Origin of the sequence: Agathobaculum sp. (assembly GCF_050946325.1) — a bacterium.
Classification (GTDB): Bacteria; Bacillota; Clostridia; order Oscillospirales; family Butyricicoccaceae; genus Agathobaculum.
In genome coordinates, this window is the sequence record NZ_JBMNUP010000003.1 from 39,507 (window position 1) to 55,548 (window position 16,042).

Below are 16,042 nucleotides of genomic sequence, written 5' to 3' on the forward strand. Positions count from 1 at the left end.
GACCTTGAAAGGCTATGTCAAACCGTTCTAACAATTCCTATTATCAGCGCTATCGCGGCGCCGCGATACGTTTTCAGGTCATTGGCGGCATTTTGCTGGCGGCCGGCATCGGAGCCAACTTTTTGTTCGACTCTTCCATGCTGGTTGTTTCATTGATCTTTGCCGGCCCCGGCGCCTTTCTGCTGATTACAGGCGGCTCCAGCATGCGTCCACACAACCTGGTCAAAGCATTTGCGCAGCAGTGCATCCGCGAGCCCAGCCGCGAAATGGCGCAGGGCCTGCTGGACGCTCTTACGCAGCAAAAAAGCGTCCGGCTGCTGAACAACTCCCTTCAGCTTGTACATAATGCGGTTGCCGTTTATGAACAGACGGAAGACGCCGATCCGCAGCTTGTGCAGCAGCTTCACGAAGCTGCCGAAGAGCGGATTGTCAAAAAGGTCTTTTAACGCAGTTTTATCAGGAGGATTTGTTTATGCCTGATCAGTATGCGCAGCTGCTGGCGTATCTGCGCTCGCTCGGTTCGGCCGCCGTGGCCTTTTCCGGCGGCGTGGATTCGGCGCTGCTGCTGCGCGCGGCCAAAGACGCGCTGGGCGAGCATACGGCTGCCGTTACCGTTCGCTCCTGCCTGTTTCCCGCGCAGGAACTGGAAGAAGCGTCTGCCATATGCAGGCAGCTCGGCGTGCGCCACCATATTGTCACCCTGGACGCGCTGGCGGTTGACGGTTTTGCATCCAATCCGCCAAACCGCTGCTATTTATGCAAAACAGAGCTGTTCCGCTGCATGCGCCGCACTGCGGATGCGCTTGGTCTTGCGCATCTGGTGGAGGGCTCCAACCTGGATGACTGCGGCGACTACCGGCCGGGCATGGCCGCGGTCACTGAGCAGGGCGTGCTCAGCCCTCTGCGGCAGGTTGGGCTGAACAAGGCCGGCGTCCGCGCGCTTGCGCAGCAGCTTGCGCTGCCGGTCTGGAACAAGCCGTCTCTCGCCTGCCTTGCCTCGCGCATTGCCTATGGCGAGCAGATTACCGAGCAAAAGCTCCGCATGATCGGCGAGGCCGAACAGTATCTGCGCGGTCTGGGTTTTTCTCAGGTGCGCGTCCGGCTGCACGGCAGCATTGCGCGCATCGAACTCCCGCCCGCCGAATTTACCGGTATACTGCCGCTGTCCGGAGCGATCGACACACACCTGCGCACCCTTGGTTTCCAATACGCTGCGCTTGATCTGCGCGGCTACCGAACGGGCAGCATGAACGAAATCCTGTAAAGGAAGGATATCCATGGAGCAAAACGAACTCAAGGCGCTGCTGCAGCAGGTCGCGGAAGGGCAACTGTCCGTCGACGACGCAGTACTGCAAGTCCGCACCGCGCCTTTTACCGACCTGGGCTTTGCCAAAATTGACTGCCACCGCGGCATCCGGCAGGGCGTATCCGAGGTGATCTACGGCGCAGGCAAAACGCCGGAGCAGATTGCTGCCATCGCGGGGAAAATGCGCGAAGCAGGACAGCGCACAGTGCTGATCACCCGCCTCAGCGCGCAGGCCGCAGAATTTTTGCAGCAGTCGCTTCCCCTTGCCTATCATGCGGAGGCGCGCCTCGGCATCGTCGGCGAGATGCCTGTGCCGCAGGGCCGCGCCAGCATCGTAGTCGCTGCCGCCGGTACCAGCGACCTGCCCGTTGCGGAAGAGGCGGCGCTCACTGCCGAAGCCCTTGGCAGCCGGGTCGTCCGCCTGTATGACGTGGGCGTCGCCGGTCTGCACCGCCTGCTTGCGCACACCGAGGAGCTGATGCGGGCCAGGGTTATCATCGCCGTTGCCGGCATGGAGGGCGCGCTGGCAAGCGTCATCGGCGGACTGGCCGACTGCCCCGTCATCGCTGTGCCGACCAGCGTGGGCTACGGGGCCTCCTTCGGCGGGCTGTCCGCGCTGTTGAGCATGCTCAATTCCTGCGCAAGCGGGGTCAGTGTAGTCAACATTGATAATGGATTTGGCGCCGGCTATCTGGCCCATATGATCAACCGGATTGGAGAAGAAGCATGAAAACACTGTATCTGGAATGCAGCATGGGCGCCGCCGGCGATATGCTGATGGGCGCGCTGTACGAACTGCTGGATGATAAAGCGGATTTTATCCGCACAATGAACGCGCTGGGCCTGCCAGGCCTACAGATCACGCCCGCAGACGCGGTTTCCTGCGGCATCACGGGCACACACATGGCGGTAACCGTGCATGGGCAGGAAGAGCACAGCATTGATGTGCCGCACAGTCATGCACACGAACACATCCACGAACACGCGCACGAACATACGCATACACATGAGCATACGCACGAACACGCACATGAGCACGAACATCCGCATGCGCACGAACATACGCACAGCCACACGGCGCTCGCCGATATCCGCAGCCATATTGCCGCGCTGCCGCTGCCCGAGGAGGTCCTCCGGACGGCCCTGTCGGTCTATGACCGTCTGGCGGCAGCCGAAGCCCGTGTACACGGTCGCCCGGTTGAGCAGGTGCATTTTCACGAGGTCGGCGCGCTGGACGCAGTGGCCGATGTGGTCGGCGTCTGTTATGCGCTTTCCCTGCTGCGGCCGGAGCGCATCGTCGTGTCCCCTGTCCATGTCGGCAGCGGTTCGGTGCGCTGCGCGCACGGTATTGTGCCTGTGCCCGCGCCGGCAACGGCCGTCCTGCTTGAAGGGGCACCGTGTTACGGCGGCAGCATTGAGGGCGAACTGTGTACGCCGACCGGCGCCGCGCTGCTCACCACGCTGGCGGACAGTTTTGGCGCCATGCCCACCATGCGCATCTGCAAAACCGGCTACGGCATGGGCAGCAAGGTTTTTCCCGCCGCCAACTGCGTGCGCGCCTTTTGGGGAGAAAGCGAGGACCCTTCCCCCGCGCCGGTTTGCGGCCAGGCCAACGGCGAAATCGTTGAGCTTACCTGCAACCTGGACGATATGACGCCGGAAGCCCTTGCTTTTGCCTGCGAGCGGCTGCTTGAGCAGGGCGCACTTGATGTATACACCATCCCCGGGCAGATGAAAAAGGGCCGCCCCGGCTGGGTGCTCACCGTGCTATGCCAGCCGGAAGATATGGACGAAACCGCGCAGCGCATTTTTATGCACACCTCCACCAACGGGCTGCGTGCCCGCAGGTGCGCCAAATATTTTCTCCGGCCCCATACGCAGACTGCTGATACGCCCTATGGGCCCGTGCGCATGAAATACGCAGAAGGCTTTGGCACCGCGCGCTGCAAACCCGAAGCCGACGACGTTGCGGCCCTTGCCCGCGCGGCTGCGCAGCCGTTTGACACCGTTTGGCGCGCGGCGCAGAAAAACCAGCCGCCCGCCGATCGCTGAAACAGAAAAACACCCGCTGGAAACGCTGGTCTGCCGACCATTTTCCAACGGGTATTTTTTATTTTGCACCGTTTGCAATTGTGTACTTTTGCAAAAAAAGAAATACAATGATTTTTCCCAATAAATTAACTTGTAAAATCGTCCAAAATACGATATTATGGAGAAAAGATAAACCGCGTTAAACGGTTTTTATAGGTACACTTTATCAGCCGGCGAGGGGGTGAGTTCCGCAGTCATACCGGACCCTGAAAACAGCATTAAAAGGAGGAAACACATGAAAAAGAGAATTTTATCAGCCCTGTTGGCAGCACTCATGCTGCTGACGATGGTGCCCGCGGCGTTTGCGGCCGGCGGAGACCCCGCAGAAGTGACTGTGGAGCCGTATGTTGTGGCGGGACAGACAACGATTGAGGAACAGTATTTTCAGGTTGACACAAGTACTACTTATCGTTTTGGTGTTAAGCTGACCTCCGACAGTTTTACAAATGGTCAAGTCCTCGCTTTTACCGATGCATCTGTTTCGACAAAAAAGCTTGATGGTGACGTTGTAGATGAGGGAGGGATCGGAACAAGCGGCTCTGTCGAAGTAAAAAATCAAACATTAAGCATTCCTGCTGGATTAGGCGTTCAGTTTGAGCTTACTGGCGTGCTCCCTTATGAAGAAAACTCAACCTATGAAGTGAATGTGTCCCTCACCGTAGACGGGAAAGCCTATTCATACACCTACTATGTCGGCATCAACTGCGAGCCGAGCAACAAACCCAAATACGTCGCGCAGGTTGGGGACGTTAAATATCCGTCGCTCCAGGAAGCGGTGGACGCTGCGAAAGACGGCGAGACAGTTACGCTGATTGATGACTCTCCAGCTGGCGTCGATATCAGAAAAAAAATTACTTTGGACCTGAACGGTCATACGATTACGCAATCCTCCACCTGGACTGTTGGAATATTTAGTGACGTGACAATCAGGGACAGTTCTAACGGGCAAGGCCAAATTGTCAATGCATCGGAAGACACTTCGGCGGTCAACGTTCATGCCGCAGTGCTCGTAAAAGAAGAAGATTTGACCGGCAGAACCTGCAAATTGACAATCGAAGGCGGTGTGATCACTTCCACTAAATCGAAGAATTCTTACGGCATATTCAGCAACACTGCAAAGTATGCGCCTTTTGAAAAATACGGCCCGACGATTCTTGTCAGGGGCGGCACAATTGAGGGCGGCAAAAATGGACTGTCAGTTACCCATGATTCCGATTTGGTGATTTCCGGCGGCACGATTATCGGTGGAGATTTCGCGGTTGCAGGGAACGGAAACAGACACAATACGAAAATCACCATCTCGGGAGGGCTGCTCAAGCAGACAAGCGCGCTTGGTTCCGCTCTCTTCCACCCGCAAATCGGCGAGTTGACGATCACCAGCGGTACGCTGGAGGGAGACAATACCGGTATTGAAATGCGTTCCGGCACACTGAATATTTCCGGCGGCGAAATCATCGGCGGTATGGGCACTCCATCTTCTCAGGCGAATGGCAGCGGCACCACCACCTTTAACTCCGCCGTAGCTGTAGCCCAGCACACTACCACGAATCCCATCATGGTAAATATTACCGGCGGTACGCTTACCGGCGGCGCGGCTTTCTATGAAAGCGACCCTAACAGCATCTATGCTGACAGTGCTGTGCAGAAGCCCGTCGTATCTGTCTCCGGCGGCGACTTCAGCGGACAGGTTTACAGCGCGGACTGCCAAAATTTCGTATCCGGCGGCTTCTTTACCGAAAATCCTGACAAATATGCAGCTGCCGACAAGACAGCCGTTGCCAGCGGTCGGGCCGACTACCCGTGGACGATAGCGGACGCCACCGACTCTATCGTAAAACCTGCCGTGGGCGAGCCGTCGGTAAATATGGACGCAATTGACGCGGGAGACCGCGATGCTGTCGAAGCTGCCGCAAAGGAAATCGACGTGCAGGGTCTGGCGGCTTATGCAAGCACCGAGGCGCAGAAGAGCAAGGTTGATGAAGCGTCTGCGGAACAGGCGCTGAAGGATGCAGGTATTGCAGGCGCTGAAACCTCTGAAACGCACGTTTACGCGCAGGCTTATCTCCAGATCGTCCCGACAGGCTACACCAAGCCTGTAGTAGATGGCGGCGAATCGGTTGTACCGAAGCTGACGCTGGACATCACTCCCATGTACCGTCTGGTTGCATCCACGGCATCGAACCCTGCTGACATCAAGGTGCAGAATGATACCGGTGTAACGGTTGCAAACGCAGTAATTATTCCGAATACCAAACCGGAAAAACTGGATGTCAAGGGCACTGTTCATATGGTGGTTCCGATGCCGGATGGATTTGTTTCTCAAGATGGGACAATTTTCGTTCAGCACAAAAACTACGAATATGCGGCAGCACTCATTGGTATAAGTGATGGGAGTAGTACGAAGTATATTGCAAAGTTCGACAATCCGCACGGTTTCAGCACGTTCACCTTTACCATGTCTCCCACTTCTGAAGCAGGTCTGAACGGTATCGGATATGCGAAGCTTGCGGATGCGATTGCGGATGCAAAGGACAACGAGATCATTTTTGTTATGAAGGACGGTCTGACCGCTTCCATGTCCGGCGACAGCCGCACAATCAAGTTGCAGAATAGCGACACACAAAAAGCAATTACGGTAACGATTAACGGTGAAACTGTGGAAATTCCAAAGGGAGAAACCGTTGATTATACCTATACCCGTCCGTCTACCGGTGGCGGCTCCTCCGGTTCGTCCAACCGCACCCTGACCTTCAATGTCAACGGCGGTTCTGCAATCAAGAACCTGACCAAGGCAAAGGGCACCACGATTGACCTGTCCGATTACGTTCCGACCCGCACCGGCTACACCTTTGCAGGCTGGTACACCGACAAGGAGCTGACCGAGAAGATCACCTCCGTCAAGCTAAATGAAAACACCACGGTTTACGCAAAGTGGACCAAGAATGCGGACGAAAGCATCGCAGGCTTTACCGATGTCAAGGCCGGCGACTGGTTCGCAGAAGAAGTGCAGTATGTAGTCGACAAGGGTCTGATGAACGGCGTCACCAAGACTACCTTTGCGCCGAGTGCTACCACGACCCGCGGCATGATTGTGACGATTCTCTACCGTTTGGAGGGTTCACCGAAGCTGGACAATGAGAATCTGGGATATCCTTATGCGGATGTCAACGCCAGTGCTTACTACGGCGACGCTGTCTACTGGGCGCGTCTGAACGGAATTGTAAACGGATATTCCGCTGAAAAGTTTGGTCCCAATGATGCGATCACCCGCGAGCAGATGGCTGCGATTCTGTACCGCTACGCGCAGTACAAGGGATATGACGTAAGCAAAACCGCCAAGCTGGACGACTACAAGGACGGCGCAGAAGTCAGCGCTTACGCGACTGCCGCGATGCAGTGGGCGAACGGCGAAGGTTTGATTACCGGAAAAACCGCAACCACGCTTGTGCCCAAGGGCGACGCAACCCGCGCGGAAGTTGCTACCATCCTGATGCGCTTCTGCGAGAATGTAGCAAAATAACGGAAGATAAGAAAAAGGAGGCTGCGGCCTCCTTTTTCTTTGCACAAACGCCTGTGCGACATGCGGCCAAGCAAGAGGAAAGCACACTTTATACAAAAATAGAAAGGGAAAATTAGCTATTTTACTCAGTGACAAAAAAATATACATATGTTATATTAAAAACAGTAATAAACACGCGTTCACAAAGGAGAAATACTTATGGTCAACAGCACAGAAATCGCAAAAATCGTAGGTGTTTCGCGCAGCACAGTATCGCGTGTCATCAATGGTTACAGCAACGTTCCTCCCGAAACGCGGGAAAAGGTGGAAAAAGCCATCCAGGAATACGGCTATGTGCCAAATAATGCCGCGCGGAACTTAGCTGGGAAACCCAGCAATACGGTCGGCCTGTTTATTGTTGAATACGGCGTTTTAGCAGAAAATATCATCCATTCTTCTCCCTTCTATTCAGAATTTCTTGTCAATGCAATTGATAAGCTCAAGCGCCGCGGCTATCAGCTTCTGGTTTCGATTATCAATGATCCCGCAGAGTTTGAAACGATCCTTGCCCAGTACTCCAACCGCAGTATTTGCGGCTGTATCATGATGGGAGATATCGTTTCAAATCGCATTCTGAAACAATTTCAAGCGATTGAGTGTCCCGTTTTTCTCATAAATCAGCGTGATAAAACCCCTTATAATGACATCTATCTTCTCAACACAGAAAATTATCAGGGCGCATACAGCGCTGTACAGCTTTTGATTGATGCTGGTCATCAACGCATTGCCCATATCACTGGTTCGATGGAAAAAACCTCAATCAAAGAGCGTTTTGAAGGCTATCGAGACTGTCTGCTGCACAATGAGCTTTCTTTTTGCGAAGATTATGTGTGCTACACCCATATCCACCGTGCGGAAAGCGGCTATCAGGCAATGATGGAACTGTTGGAGCGCGATATCGAACCGCCAACTGCTATCTTCGCGGCAAATGATCTGCTGGCTTTCGGTGCAATGCGTGCCCTAAAGGAAAAAGGGTTCCACATCCCGAACGACATTTCTGTTGTAGGTTATGACAATGCGGAACTGAGCCAGTACATGTCTCCACCGCTGACAACTGTAGCAACCAGCATCGAAAAATTAGCTGAAATTGCAGTCAGCAACCTTCTGGATGTGACAGACAAGAAAAAAGTTCCTTCCTATCAAAAAATGGAGGAATTTACTCTTGTGGAACGCAGCAGCGTTGCCCCCTGCCCCCCTGAACGCAGGTAATCATATCCCAGCGGCATTCCCGCTGGGATAAAAAAAATTTTTTGTGCACAAATAAACGCGTGTTTATTTTGAAAGGAGAATACAATGAACACAAAAAAGGCATTAGAAGGAATCAAGGTCCTTGATTTCAGTCAGCTCCTGGCCGGCCCATTTGCCACGATGATGCTGGGTGATCTGGGCGCTGAAGTCATCAAAATTGAGCGGCTTGGCAGCGGCGATCTGTACCGTGGTATGACATTCTTCGCAAAGAATATCAAAGACAAGGAATCGCCGTGCTTCATGGCTTGGAACCGCAACAAGCGGTCTATCGCAATGGATATCCGCAACGAAAAAGCCAAAGCGTTTATCTATGAGATGGTCAAAACAGCAGACGTTGTGGTTGAAAATTTCCGTCCCGGTGTGATGGATCGGCTGGGATATGGCTATGAAACGCTCAAGAAAATCAATCCACGCATCGTATATGCAAGCAATTCCGGTTTCGGCTCCTCCGGCCCCTATGTGACGCGCCCCGGACAGGATATGCTCATTCAGGGCATGGTCGGCCTGACTACGCTGACCGGCCGCAAAACGGACCCGCCGCATCCGCTCGGCACCACGCTGCCGGATGTGCTCAGTTCTTTCCATCTGGTCTATGGTATCCTGTCAGCACTGCTGTACTGCCAGAAGACCGGCGAGGGACAGCATGTAGAAGTGGATCTAATGCGCTCCACCCTTGCGCTGGAGAGCCAGGAATTCACAACGCTGCTCAATATGGATGTGCAGTATGAGCGTCCGGCATCCGGTATCGGCCATCCTTTCCAGTCAGCACCTTTCGGCATCTACGAATGTGCAGACGGCTATATTTCCATTGCGATGGGGCCGTTCGATGTTTTAGTTGATGCGTTGGAAGCCCCTGATCTGATGCGGTATTTCGATCCGCAGATTCGCTTCAATCAGCGCGACGAGGTATTCTATGCCATCGAAGCCGTTACTAAGACCAAATCCGTGCAGCATTGGCTGAACCGTATGCTGGAGCGCGATTTGTGGGTAGCCAAGGTCGAGGATATTACCGATGTAGAAAACAATCCGCAAGTGCAGCACATGCACGCGCTGACCTCGTTTGAACATAAAAAGGTCGGCACCGTGCGCTGTGTCGCGCCGGCAATCAGCATGAGCGAAACACCCGCCACAATTGCGTCCGCACCGCCGTTAGTCGGTGAGCACACCCGTGAGATCATGCAGGAATACGGCATGTCCCCAGCGGAGATAGACGCGTTCTTTGCGGAAGGAATCGTCAGCGAGGAACTCTGAGCAGGGGGAATATCTTTGATTGTACTAAAAGGCATTACTTGGGATCACGAACGCGGCTATTCGCCGCTGGTATACACTTCTCGTGCATTCAGCAAACTGCATCCGGATATTCGTATTGATTGGAAAAAGCGTACGCTCAAAGAATACGGCGATTATCCGGTCGAAAAACTCGCGCAGAAATATGATCTTCTTCTGGTGGATCATCCTTTTATGGGGGAAGCTGCAAAACAAAATATTCTGCTGGATCTGGAACAGCATATGGACGCAGAAATATTGGAAACACGAGCCCAGCAGGAGCTTGGTGTCTCTCACCGATGCTATCGCTACGGGGACAAACAGCTTGCGCTAAGCGTGGACACGGCTATGGTCACGGCTGTCTATCGTCCCGATCTGCTCTCCCAGCTTAATATGGCGCCGCCGAAGACTTTTGCAGAAATGTGTTCTTTCGCAAAAGCGCTGCCGGAGGGAAAAAAAATAGCCTCACCGCTATGTCCAACTGATATCTGGTGCACCTTTCTAAGCCTTGGTTCAGCACTGGCCGGTGCAGATTTTATCACCGAGGAACGGATTCATCACGAAGCCTCCTGCGAAGCACTTGAAAAAATTAACATGCTGCGACAGCTTGTCGATCCCCGCAGTCTTAACTGGAATCCCATCCAGGTGCAGGATGATATGGCAGCAAACAACACTATTGTGTATGCGCCATATGTATTCCAATATATTAATTACGCGTGGCAGGACCAGCCGCATCCGCTTCGCTACTGTGCTTCGCCTCTATGGCCGGAAGCCCGAACCTCCGGCGTTCTGGGCGGCGTAGGCATCGCCGTTTCTGCAGCAAGCTGTCACATACAGGAAGCGCTGGAGTATGTGAAATATGTGACCGACCCCACGGTTCAAAGCGGCGAATATCTGTTTTCCGGCGGTCAGCCTGGTCAAAAAGCTGCATGGTTATCAGCAGAAAACAACTGCATGACCGGTGGTTTTTTCTCCGATACCCTGGACGCATTGGAACATGCGTATCTGCGTCCGCGTTTTCCAGGCTGGAACAGCTTTCAGGAGAAAGCGGGCGATCTGCTGCATGATGCGTTCGGCAGAGCACTTCCGGTGACAGAAATCGCAGACGAGCTGAAGCAGTTATTCCGCTATGAATTTCATACAAAATAAAAATGAGAGGTGTGATAACAAGCATGTATCAGTATTTAACCATTGATCGAAAAGACAGCATCGCCATAGTGACCTTTCAGCGCCCCGAACAGCTTAACGCCATGAGCCGTGCCTTTATGGATGAAATTGTGAGCGCATTCCATGAGGTAAATGAAGACGAAAGCGTACGGGCAATTATTGTTACCGGTTGTGGACGCGCGTTTATGGCCGGCGCAGACATCAAAGAATATGCAGCGCAGACCGACGATGAATTTCTTGCTTTTCAGAAGAAGGGCTGGGAGCTGTATGACGCGGCAGAAAAGAGCAGCAAGCCGTATATTGCGGCGGTAAATGGCTTTGCACTGGGCGGCGGCTTTGAAATTGCCGCAGCCTGCGACCTGATTCTGGCCAGCGAGGACGCAAAGTTCGGCTTGCCGGAAGTGCATCTCGGCCTTGTGCCTGGCGGCGGCGGAACACAGCGTCTTATTCAGAAAATCGGCATCAACCGTGTACGCGAAATTCTGTATACCGGCGGTCAGTTCTCTGCGCAGCAGATGTATACATGGGGCGTAGTCAACCAGGTGGTGCCGGTAGACGGCCTGATGGATGCAGCTCTACAGCTTGCCGGAAAGATGGCGCGCCGTCCGGCTAAAGCGCTTGCACAGCTGAAGAAACTCGCCTACCTCAGCACCTGCCCACTCCCGCTCGAGGAACGCATGGCAACCGAAGCACAGACGGTCTATGACCTCTATCATACCCCTGAAGCGCAGCAAAAGATACATGAGTTCGCAAATAAATAGAACAAACAGGTTGAAATAAAGGAGAGAAAACACATGAAAAAGAAAATCGCACTTGCACTAGCTACTACGATGGCTCTGTCCCTGATGACCGGCTGCGGAGGCGGCGGAACGACCGCTGACACCGGCGCGAATACGGACGCCGCTGAGCCGATTGTGCTCAAGCTCAACCATGTACAGAGCAACACCGACCCCGTGCAGGCCGCCTTCCTGGACTTGGCTGACATGGTCAAGGAACGCAGCAACGGCTCGCTGGAAATCCAGGTCTACGCCAACAGCGAACTTGGCAGCAACAAGGATAATCTGGAACAGATCTCCAGCGGCGCTTCGCTGATCTCAGTCGGAGATGCCGGTTTTATCGCAGACTATGTACCGGATATTGGCATTATGAATGGGCCGTTCCTGTACAGCTCTTACGATGAGCTGGTCAAGCTGTGCGACTCGGACTGGTACCACAGCATTGAAGAAAAGTGCAGCGAGCAGGGTATCAAGTTACTGGCCATGGACTGGTACTTTGGTGAACGCCACATTATTTCCAAGAAGCCGATCAGCTCTACCGATGATATGAAGGGGCTCAAAATTCGTGTACCCTCCAATACCATGTGGACGGCAACCATGGAAGCGCTTGGTGCAGCACCGACCACCATCCAGTGGAGCGAGGTATACAGTGCGCTCGATCAGGGTGTTGTTGATGCCGCTGAGGCACCGCTTGCAACCATCTATTCCTCCAAGCTTCAGGAGGCTGCTAAATCCATCTCCACCACTGGTCATTTTACCGGCATCATCGGTTTGCAGATGAGCCAGAAAGTGTGGGATTCCCTGAGCGAAGAACAGCAAACCGTACTTGCAGAATGCATCGAAGAAGAAGGCAAAATCTACAGTGAGAGTGTATTGAGTAGCGAACAGGAATACCGTGAGAAACTGGAAGCAGAGGGTGTTACCTTCATTGATGTGGATCGTGTGCCTTTCCAAGAAATGTGCCAGAGTGTTTACTCCAAGTTCCCCGAGTGGAGCGAGGGTCTGCTGGAAACAGTTCAGGCTGCGATGCAGTAATGCATTTGAGGTGAAATAAAGGTATGAAAAAAGTAATTAATCGCATTGAGTTCGGCGTGGCGAGCATTGCGATTTGTGTGGCGGTTTTTGCAACAGCACTCAATGTTGTTTTGCGCTACTGCTTCGGCCGGCCAATCTATCAGGCCGAAGAAATTGCAACCTCTATGTTTGTCTGGCTGGTCTTCGTCGGAGCCGCAGCCTGTTATGGGGAAAAGGCACATATCGGCATCGACTGCATCGTTAATCTGCTGCCGGCTCGCCTGAAACAGGTTGTAGAGCTGCTGACCTCCGGCATTATGGTATTAATCACCGCAGTTATGACCTATATGAGCGTACTGTTTACCGTTAATGCAGGCGCAAAGCTGACCGCAGCGCTGCGTCTTCCCTATTCATGGATCGACGCCGCGGCTGTAATGGGGTTTGCTCTCATGTGTTTGCACGCAATCGAATTTTTTATCAGTAATATCAAAAGCTTCCGTTCCGACAAGACAGGAAAGGAGGACGCGGCATAAATGGTTGTTTTTCCTTTGATTCTGCTGTTCGTCATGTTCATCTTTAATATTCCAGTAGCCTTTTGCCTCATGATGGCGGCACTTTCGTATTTCGTGCTCTGCCCAACCGGATTGGAAGCCTTCATGGTTGTACAGCGTATGGTTGCCAGTTCGGAATCGTTTCCGATGCTCGCGATTCCTTTTTTCATCCTCGCTGGTACAATTATGACCTATTCGGGCATTTCCTCCCGTCTGATGAGCTTTGCGGAGTGTCTGACCGGCCATATGAACGGCGGTCTTGGGCAGGTGAACGTGCTGCTCAGCGCACTTATGGGCGGCGTATCCGGTTCTTCCAACGCTGATGCTGCAATGCAGTCCAAAATGCTTGTGCCGGAGATGGTAAAGCGCGGATACAGCAAAGCTTTCTCCGCAGCAGTCACAGCGGCATCCGCATGCATCACGCCAATTATACCGCCCGGCATCACGCTGATTCTGTTCGCCTTTATGGCAGAACAGTCGGTAAGCAAAATGTTCATAGCCGGTATTGTTCCAGGTATCCTTATCACAGTCGCACTGATGATCGTTGTTACGATCATTTCCCGACGTAAAGGCTACAAGCCCGTGCGCGAAAAACGCGCTACCGGACGTGAGATCTGGCATGAATTTGTACAGGCCATCTGGGCCCTGTTCATGCCGTTTGGTCTGATCATGGGGCTGCGTTTCGGTGTGTTCACCGCAAGCGAAGCAGGTGCAGTAAGTGTTGTGTATACCTTGATCGTAGGTTTCTTTATCTATAAAGAACTGAAGCCAAATATGATCGGCCGCATCCTCAAAGAGTCCATCCAGTCCACCTGTTCTGTCATGCTGATCATCGTATCTGCGGCGGCATTCAGCTATTATATGAGCTGGGAGCGCATCCCGCAGATGGTCACCAACGCGCTGGTTGGCCTGACGAGCAGCCCGTGGGTACTGCTTCTCATCATCAATATTTTCCTGCTTATTCTTGGTATGTTTCTGGAGGGTACGGCAAGCCTTATCATCCTCACGCCGCTGCTGCTGCCGGTAACAACCGCATTGGGCATTGATCCCATCCATCTGGGCATTCTCATGGTCGTTAACATCACACTCGGCGGCATGACGCCTCCGTTCGGTACTTTGATCTTCGTTGTCTGTTCAACACTCAAGCTTGAGATCACCGAATTTATTAAAGAAAGTATTCCATTCATTATTGCCATGCTGATCGTTTTGGGCATCATTACTTATCTACCAGGCGTTGTAATGTTCCTGCCTAATCTGATCGGATGACACAAATGATCGCTTTCTGCGGGGGTGCTTGTAAAGCGACAACCTTCTTTTCCTATTTCATCACATAAAGGATAAGCGCAAAGCCCTGTACTTTCATCAGGGCTTTGCGCTTATCTATTTTCATGCAATGCAGATTATATTTTTGTTAACTGGCCTATGTATATCCATTCACATACCTGCTGCGTTCTGCTTGGATATGTTCTTTTCCGCAAAATAATTTTATCGCAGGCCCGCCCCTCCGAACAGCAAAAACCGCGCTTTATCTTTCGATAAAGCGCGGTAATCTGGCGGAGAGTCAGGGATTTGAAGAGCCAAATTTTGGAACTTATGCACTAATTCCGTATTATCTTATCCCATTTTGTTTGGAATGATATGATATTCAGAACATTTGAGCACAGTTGGTTTTTATGCTTTCAGGCTGTAAAGGGTACTTTTAAGGGTACGGGACAGCCCCGTTTTTCATTGCGGTTTGATCTCAAAACACCCATCCATCATTGTTTTCTGCCCCTCGTATCGGCCTTCACGCCGATACGAGGGGCAGCTTTTATTTTGCATAACGGCATGTAATTTCCCAGTGCTTGACGAACCATTTTACGCTTTAATCAACTGCAATGCTTCTATGAAAACCTGTTCCTGCTTTTCATTTTTGACACAAAGCTTTCATAAAAACCTTTTAATGTAATTCCCAAATTTATAGAAAAGTATACTGCGACCGATAAACTGTCTTAAAGAGTTTTTGCGATTCAGGTGTCACCTTCATTGAAGCACTAAAAGCGAATAGAAAGTGTATTGGCGTCGATCTTAATCCTTTGGCTATTAAACTGGCGAAAGTCTCAATGACATCAGTTAATATTGATTACTCGCTCATATAATCCAGCATTTGCTGATTCAGTGTTTCCTTTACTACTCGCCACTCCGGGAAAAACGCGCCCATATACTTCTGGAATTGCTCATTGTGATTTCGCTCCAGCAAGTGCACCAATTCATGGGTCACGACATAAGCGAGACACTCTGGAGTTTTCTTTGCAAGCTGGAGGTTAATCCAAATCCTTTTTCGGTCTATATTGCAGGTTCCCCATTTGGTACGCATGTTTTTGACCTTCCACTCAGATGCATGGACACCTACAACCTGTTCACATTTTTGAATCACTTCCGGCAGCTTGCTTTTTAGCTGCTCCCGATACCAATCATTCAAAACACGCTCGCGCTGCTCCGGGGTGCTTTCAGGCCTCACTTGCAAAATCAGATGCCCGCCTGTAAGGGACACCTCATTCCTAACACTTGAGTATTGCACATCCAGACGATAACGACGCCCCCAGACATAGTAGCTCTCTCCGGTCACATACTGTCGCTTCGTTTGTCGTGCCTGTGCTGCGAAGTTTGCACGCTGCTTTTTAATCCAGGAAATTCTGGATACCGCAAACATTCGGATCGCGTCATCCCCAGCAGAGTGCGGTGCAGTAATTTGGACTTTCCCATCGGGCGGCAGAACGCGGATGTACATATTCTTGATGTTCTTTTTTGTAACGGCAATACTCATGTTGCCGATTTGCAGTTCATCCACTAGAATTCACTCTGCTCCTTTACCAATGCAAGCAACTGATCGGCTTCCTGGTCATCTTTTACGACAGCACGAATAGCCCGCCAGATTTTACGCTCTTTGATTTTGCTTCCCCGGAAATTGTCCTGTTTGCTAGACATGACAGCGTCATATATCTGATTGGCCACAACCGTATCCCCGTTGAGATGGTCATAAAAGGCTCGCTTGGCGGCGCTCTCCCGGATTTCCGGAGGATAT

14 protein-coding genes are annotated in these 16,042 nt (G+C 52.3%); 12 read left to right on the forward strand and 2 right to left on the reverse strand.

Features of this window, described 5'->3' with window-relative positions:
• Nucleotides 1-14: 14 nt before the first annotated feature.
• The 12 genes from ACOYIE_RS00885 (at nucleotide 15) to ACOYIE_RS00940 (ending at nucleotide 14,244) form a co-directional block, all read left to right on the forward strand.
• A complete protein-coding gene (locus tag ACOYIE_RS00885; RefSeq protein ID WP_433409963.1) occupies nucleotides 15-446 on the forward strand; it encodes a hypothetical protein in 432 nt (143 codons plus the stop codon).
• Between the two features lie 26 nt (nucleotides 447-472).
• Nucleotides 473-1,264, forward strand: coding sequence for an ATP-dependent sacrificial sulfur transferase LarE (larE, locus tag ACOYIE_RS00890; RefSeq protein WP_433409964.1), 792 nt, complete (start codon nucleotides 473-475; stop codon nucleotides 1,262-1,264).
• Nucleotides 1,265-1,277: 13 nt separating this feature from the next.
• Complete coding sequence (gene larB / locus ACOYIE_RS00895; protein WP_433409966.1) at nucleotides 1,278-2,036, forward strand: nickel pincer cofactor biosynthesis protein LarB; 759 nt, start codon at nucleotides 1,278-1,280, stop codon at nucleotides 2,034-2,036.
• Complete coding sequence (larC, locus tag ACOYIE_RS00900) at nucleotides 2,033-3,358, forward strand: nickel pincer cofactor biosynthesis protein LarC (RefSeq protein ID WP_433409967.1); 1,326 nt, start codon at nucleotides 2,033-2,035, stop codon at nucleotides 3,356-3,358. The genes larB and larC overlap by 4 nt, the downstream gene beginning before the upstream one ends.
• A gap of 274 nt (nucleotides 3,359-3,632) precedes the next feature.
• Nucleotides 3,633-6,917 carry an S-layer homology domain-containing protein gene (locus ACOYIE_RS00905; protein WP_433409969.1) on the forward strand — a complete coding sequence of 1,095 codons (3,285 nt, stop codon included), beginning with the start codon at nucleotides 3,633-3,635 and terminating at the stop codon, nucleotides 6,915-6,917.
• 198 nt (nucleotides 6,918-7,115) lie between these two features.
• On the forward strand, nucleotides 7,116-8,165 hold the full coding sequence (locus tag ACOYIE_RS00910; protein WP_433409970.1) for a LacI family DNA-binding transcriptional regulator: 1,050 nt from the start codon (nucleotides 7,116-7,118) through the stop codon (nucleotides 8,163-8,165).
• Between the two features lie 84 nt (nucleotides 8,166-8,249).
• Nucleotides 8,250-9,455 carry a CaiB/BaiF CoA transferase family protein gene (locus ACOYIE_RS00915; RefSeq protein WP_433409971.1) on the forward strand — a complete coding sequence of 402 codons (1,206 nt, stop codon included), beginning with the start codon at nucleotides 8,250-8,252 and terminating at the stop codon, nucleotides 9,453-9,455.
• 15 nt (nucleotides 9,456-9,470) lie between these two features.
• Nucleotides 9,471-10,619: an extracellular solute-binding protein gene (locus ACOYIE_RS00920; protein WP_433409973.1), complete on the forward strand. Its 1,149-nt coding sequence runs from the start codon at nucleotides 9,471-9,473 to the stop codon at nucleotides 10,617-10,619.
• Nucleotides 10,620-10,642: 23 nt separating this feature from the next.
• A complete protein-coding gene (locus ACOYIE_RS00925; RefSeq protein ID WP_433409975.1) occupies nucleotides 10,643-11,398 on the forward strand; it encodes an enoyl-CoA hydratase/isomerase family protein in 756 nt (251 codons plus the stop codon).
• Between the two features lie 33 nt (nucleotides 11,399-11,431).
• Nucleotides 11,432-12,448, forward strand: a complete 1,017-nt coding sequence (locus ACOYIE_RS00930) for a C4-dicarboxylate TRAP transporter substrate-binding protein (RefSeq protein ID WP_433409977.1) — start codon at nucleotides 11,432-11,434, stop codon at nucleotides 12,446-12,448.
• 23 nt (nucleotides 12,449-12,471) lie between these two features.
• Nucleotides 12,472-12,960, forward strand: coding sequence for a TRAP transporter small permease (locus tag ACOYIE_RS00935; protein ID WP_433409979.1), 489 nt, complete (start codon nucleotides 12,472-12,474; stop codon nucleotides 12,958-12,960).
• Complete coding sequence (locus tag ACOYIE_RS00940) at nucleotides 12,961-14,244, forward strand: TRAP transporter large permease (RefSeq protein WP_433409981.1); 1,284 nt, start codon at nucleotides 12,961-12,963, stop codon at nucleotides 14,242-14,244.
• A gap of 856 nt (nucleotides 14,245-15,100) precedes the next feature.
• On the opposite strand, the gene ACOYIE_RS00945 is transcribed toward ACOYIE_RS00940, so the two are convergent.
• Complete coding sequence (locus ACOYIE_RS00945; protein ID WP_433409983.1) at nucleotides 15,101-15,808, reverse strand: M48 family metallopeptidase; 708 nt, start codon at nucleotides 15,806-15,808, stop codon at nucleotides 15,101-15,103.
• Nucleotides 15,808-16,042 (reverse strand): hypothetical protein (locus ACOYIE_RS00950; RefSeq protein WP_433409984.1); only part of this gene is annotated, 235 nt, incomplete at its 5' end. The genes ACOYIE_RS00950 and ACOYIE_RS00945, both read right to left, overlap by 1 nt.

Coding starts and splice junctions, on each gene's coding strand:
- ACOYIE_RS00925 (WP_433409975.1), top strand. CDS start 10,643: ATGTATCAGTATTTAACCATTGATCGAAAAGACAGCATCGCCATAGTG.
- ACOYIE_RS00910 (WP_433409970.1), top strand. CDS start 7,116: ATGGTCAACAGCACAGAAATCGCAAAAATCGTAGGTGTTTCGCGCAGC.
- larC (WP_433409967.1), top strand. CDS start 2,033: ATGAAAACACTGTATCTGGAATGCAGCATGGGCGCCGCCGGCGATATG.
- ACOYIE_RS00930 (WP_433409977.1), top strand. CDS start 11,432: ATGAAAAAGAAAATCGCACTTGCACTAGCTACTACGATGGCTCTGTCC.
- larE (WP_433409964.1), top strand. CDS start 473: ATGCCTGATCAGTATGCGCAGCTGCTGGCGTATCTGCGCTCGCTCGGT.
- ACOYIE_RS00940 (WP_433409981.1), top strand. CDS start 12,961: ATGGTTGTTTTTCCTTTGATTCTGCTGTTCGTCATGTTCATCTTTAAT.
- larB (WP_433409966.1), top strand. CDS start 1,278: ATGGAGCAAAACGAACTCAAGGCGCTGCTGCAGCAGGTCGCGGAAGGG.
- ACOYIE_RS00915 (WP_433409971.1), top strand. CDS start 8,250: ATGAACACAAAAAAGGCATTAGAAGGAATCAAGGTCCTTGATTTCAGT.
- ACOYIE_RS00885 (WP_433409963.1), top strand. CDS start 15: ATGTCAAACCGTTCTAACAATTCCTATTATCAGCGCTATCGCGGCGCC.
- ACOYIE_RS00905 (WP_433409969.1), top strand. CDS start 3,633: ATGAAAAAGAGAATTTTATCAGCCCTGTTGGCAGCACTCATGCTGCTG.
- ACOYIE_RS00935 (WP_433409979.1), top strand. CDS start 12,472: ATGAAAAAAGTAATTAATCGCATTGAGTTCGGCGTGGCGAGCATTGCG.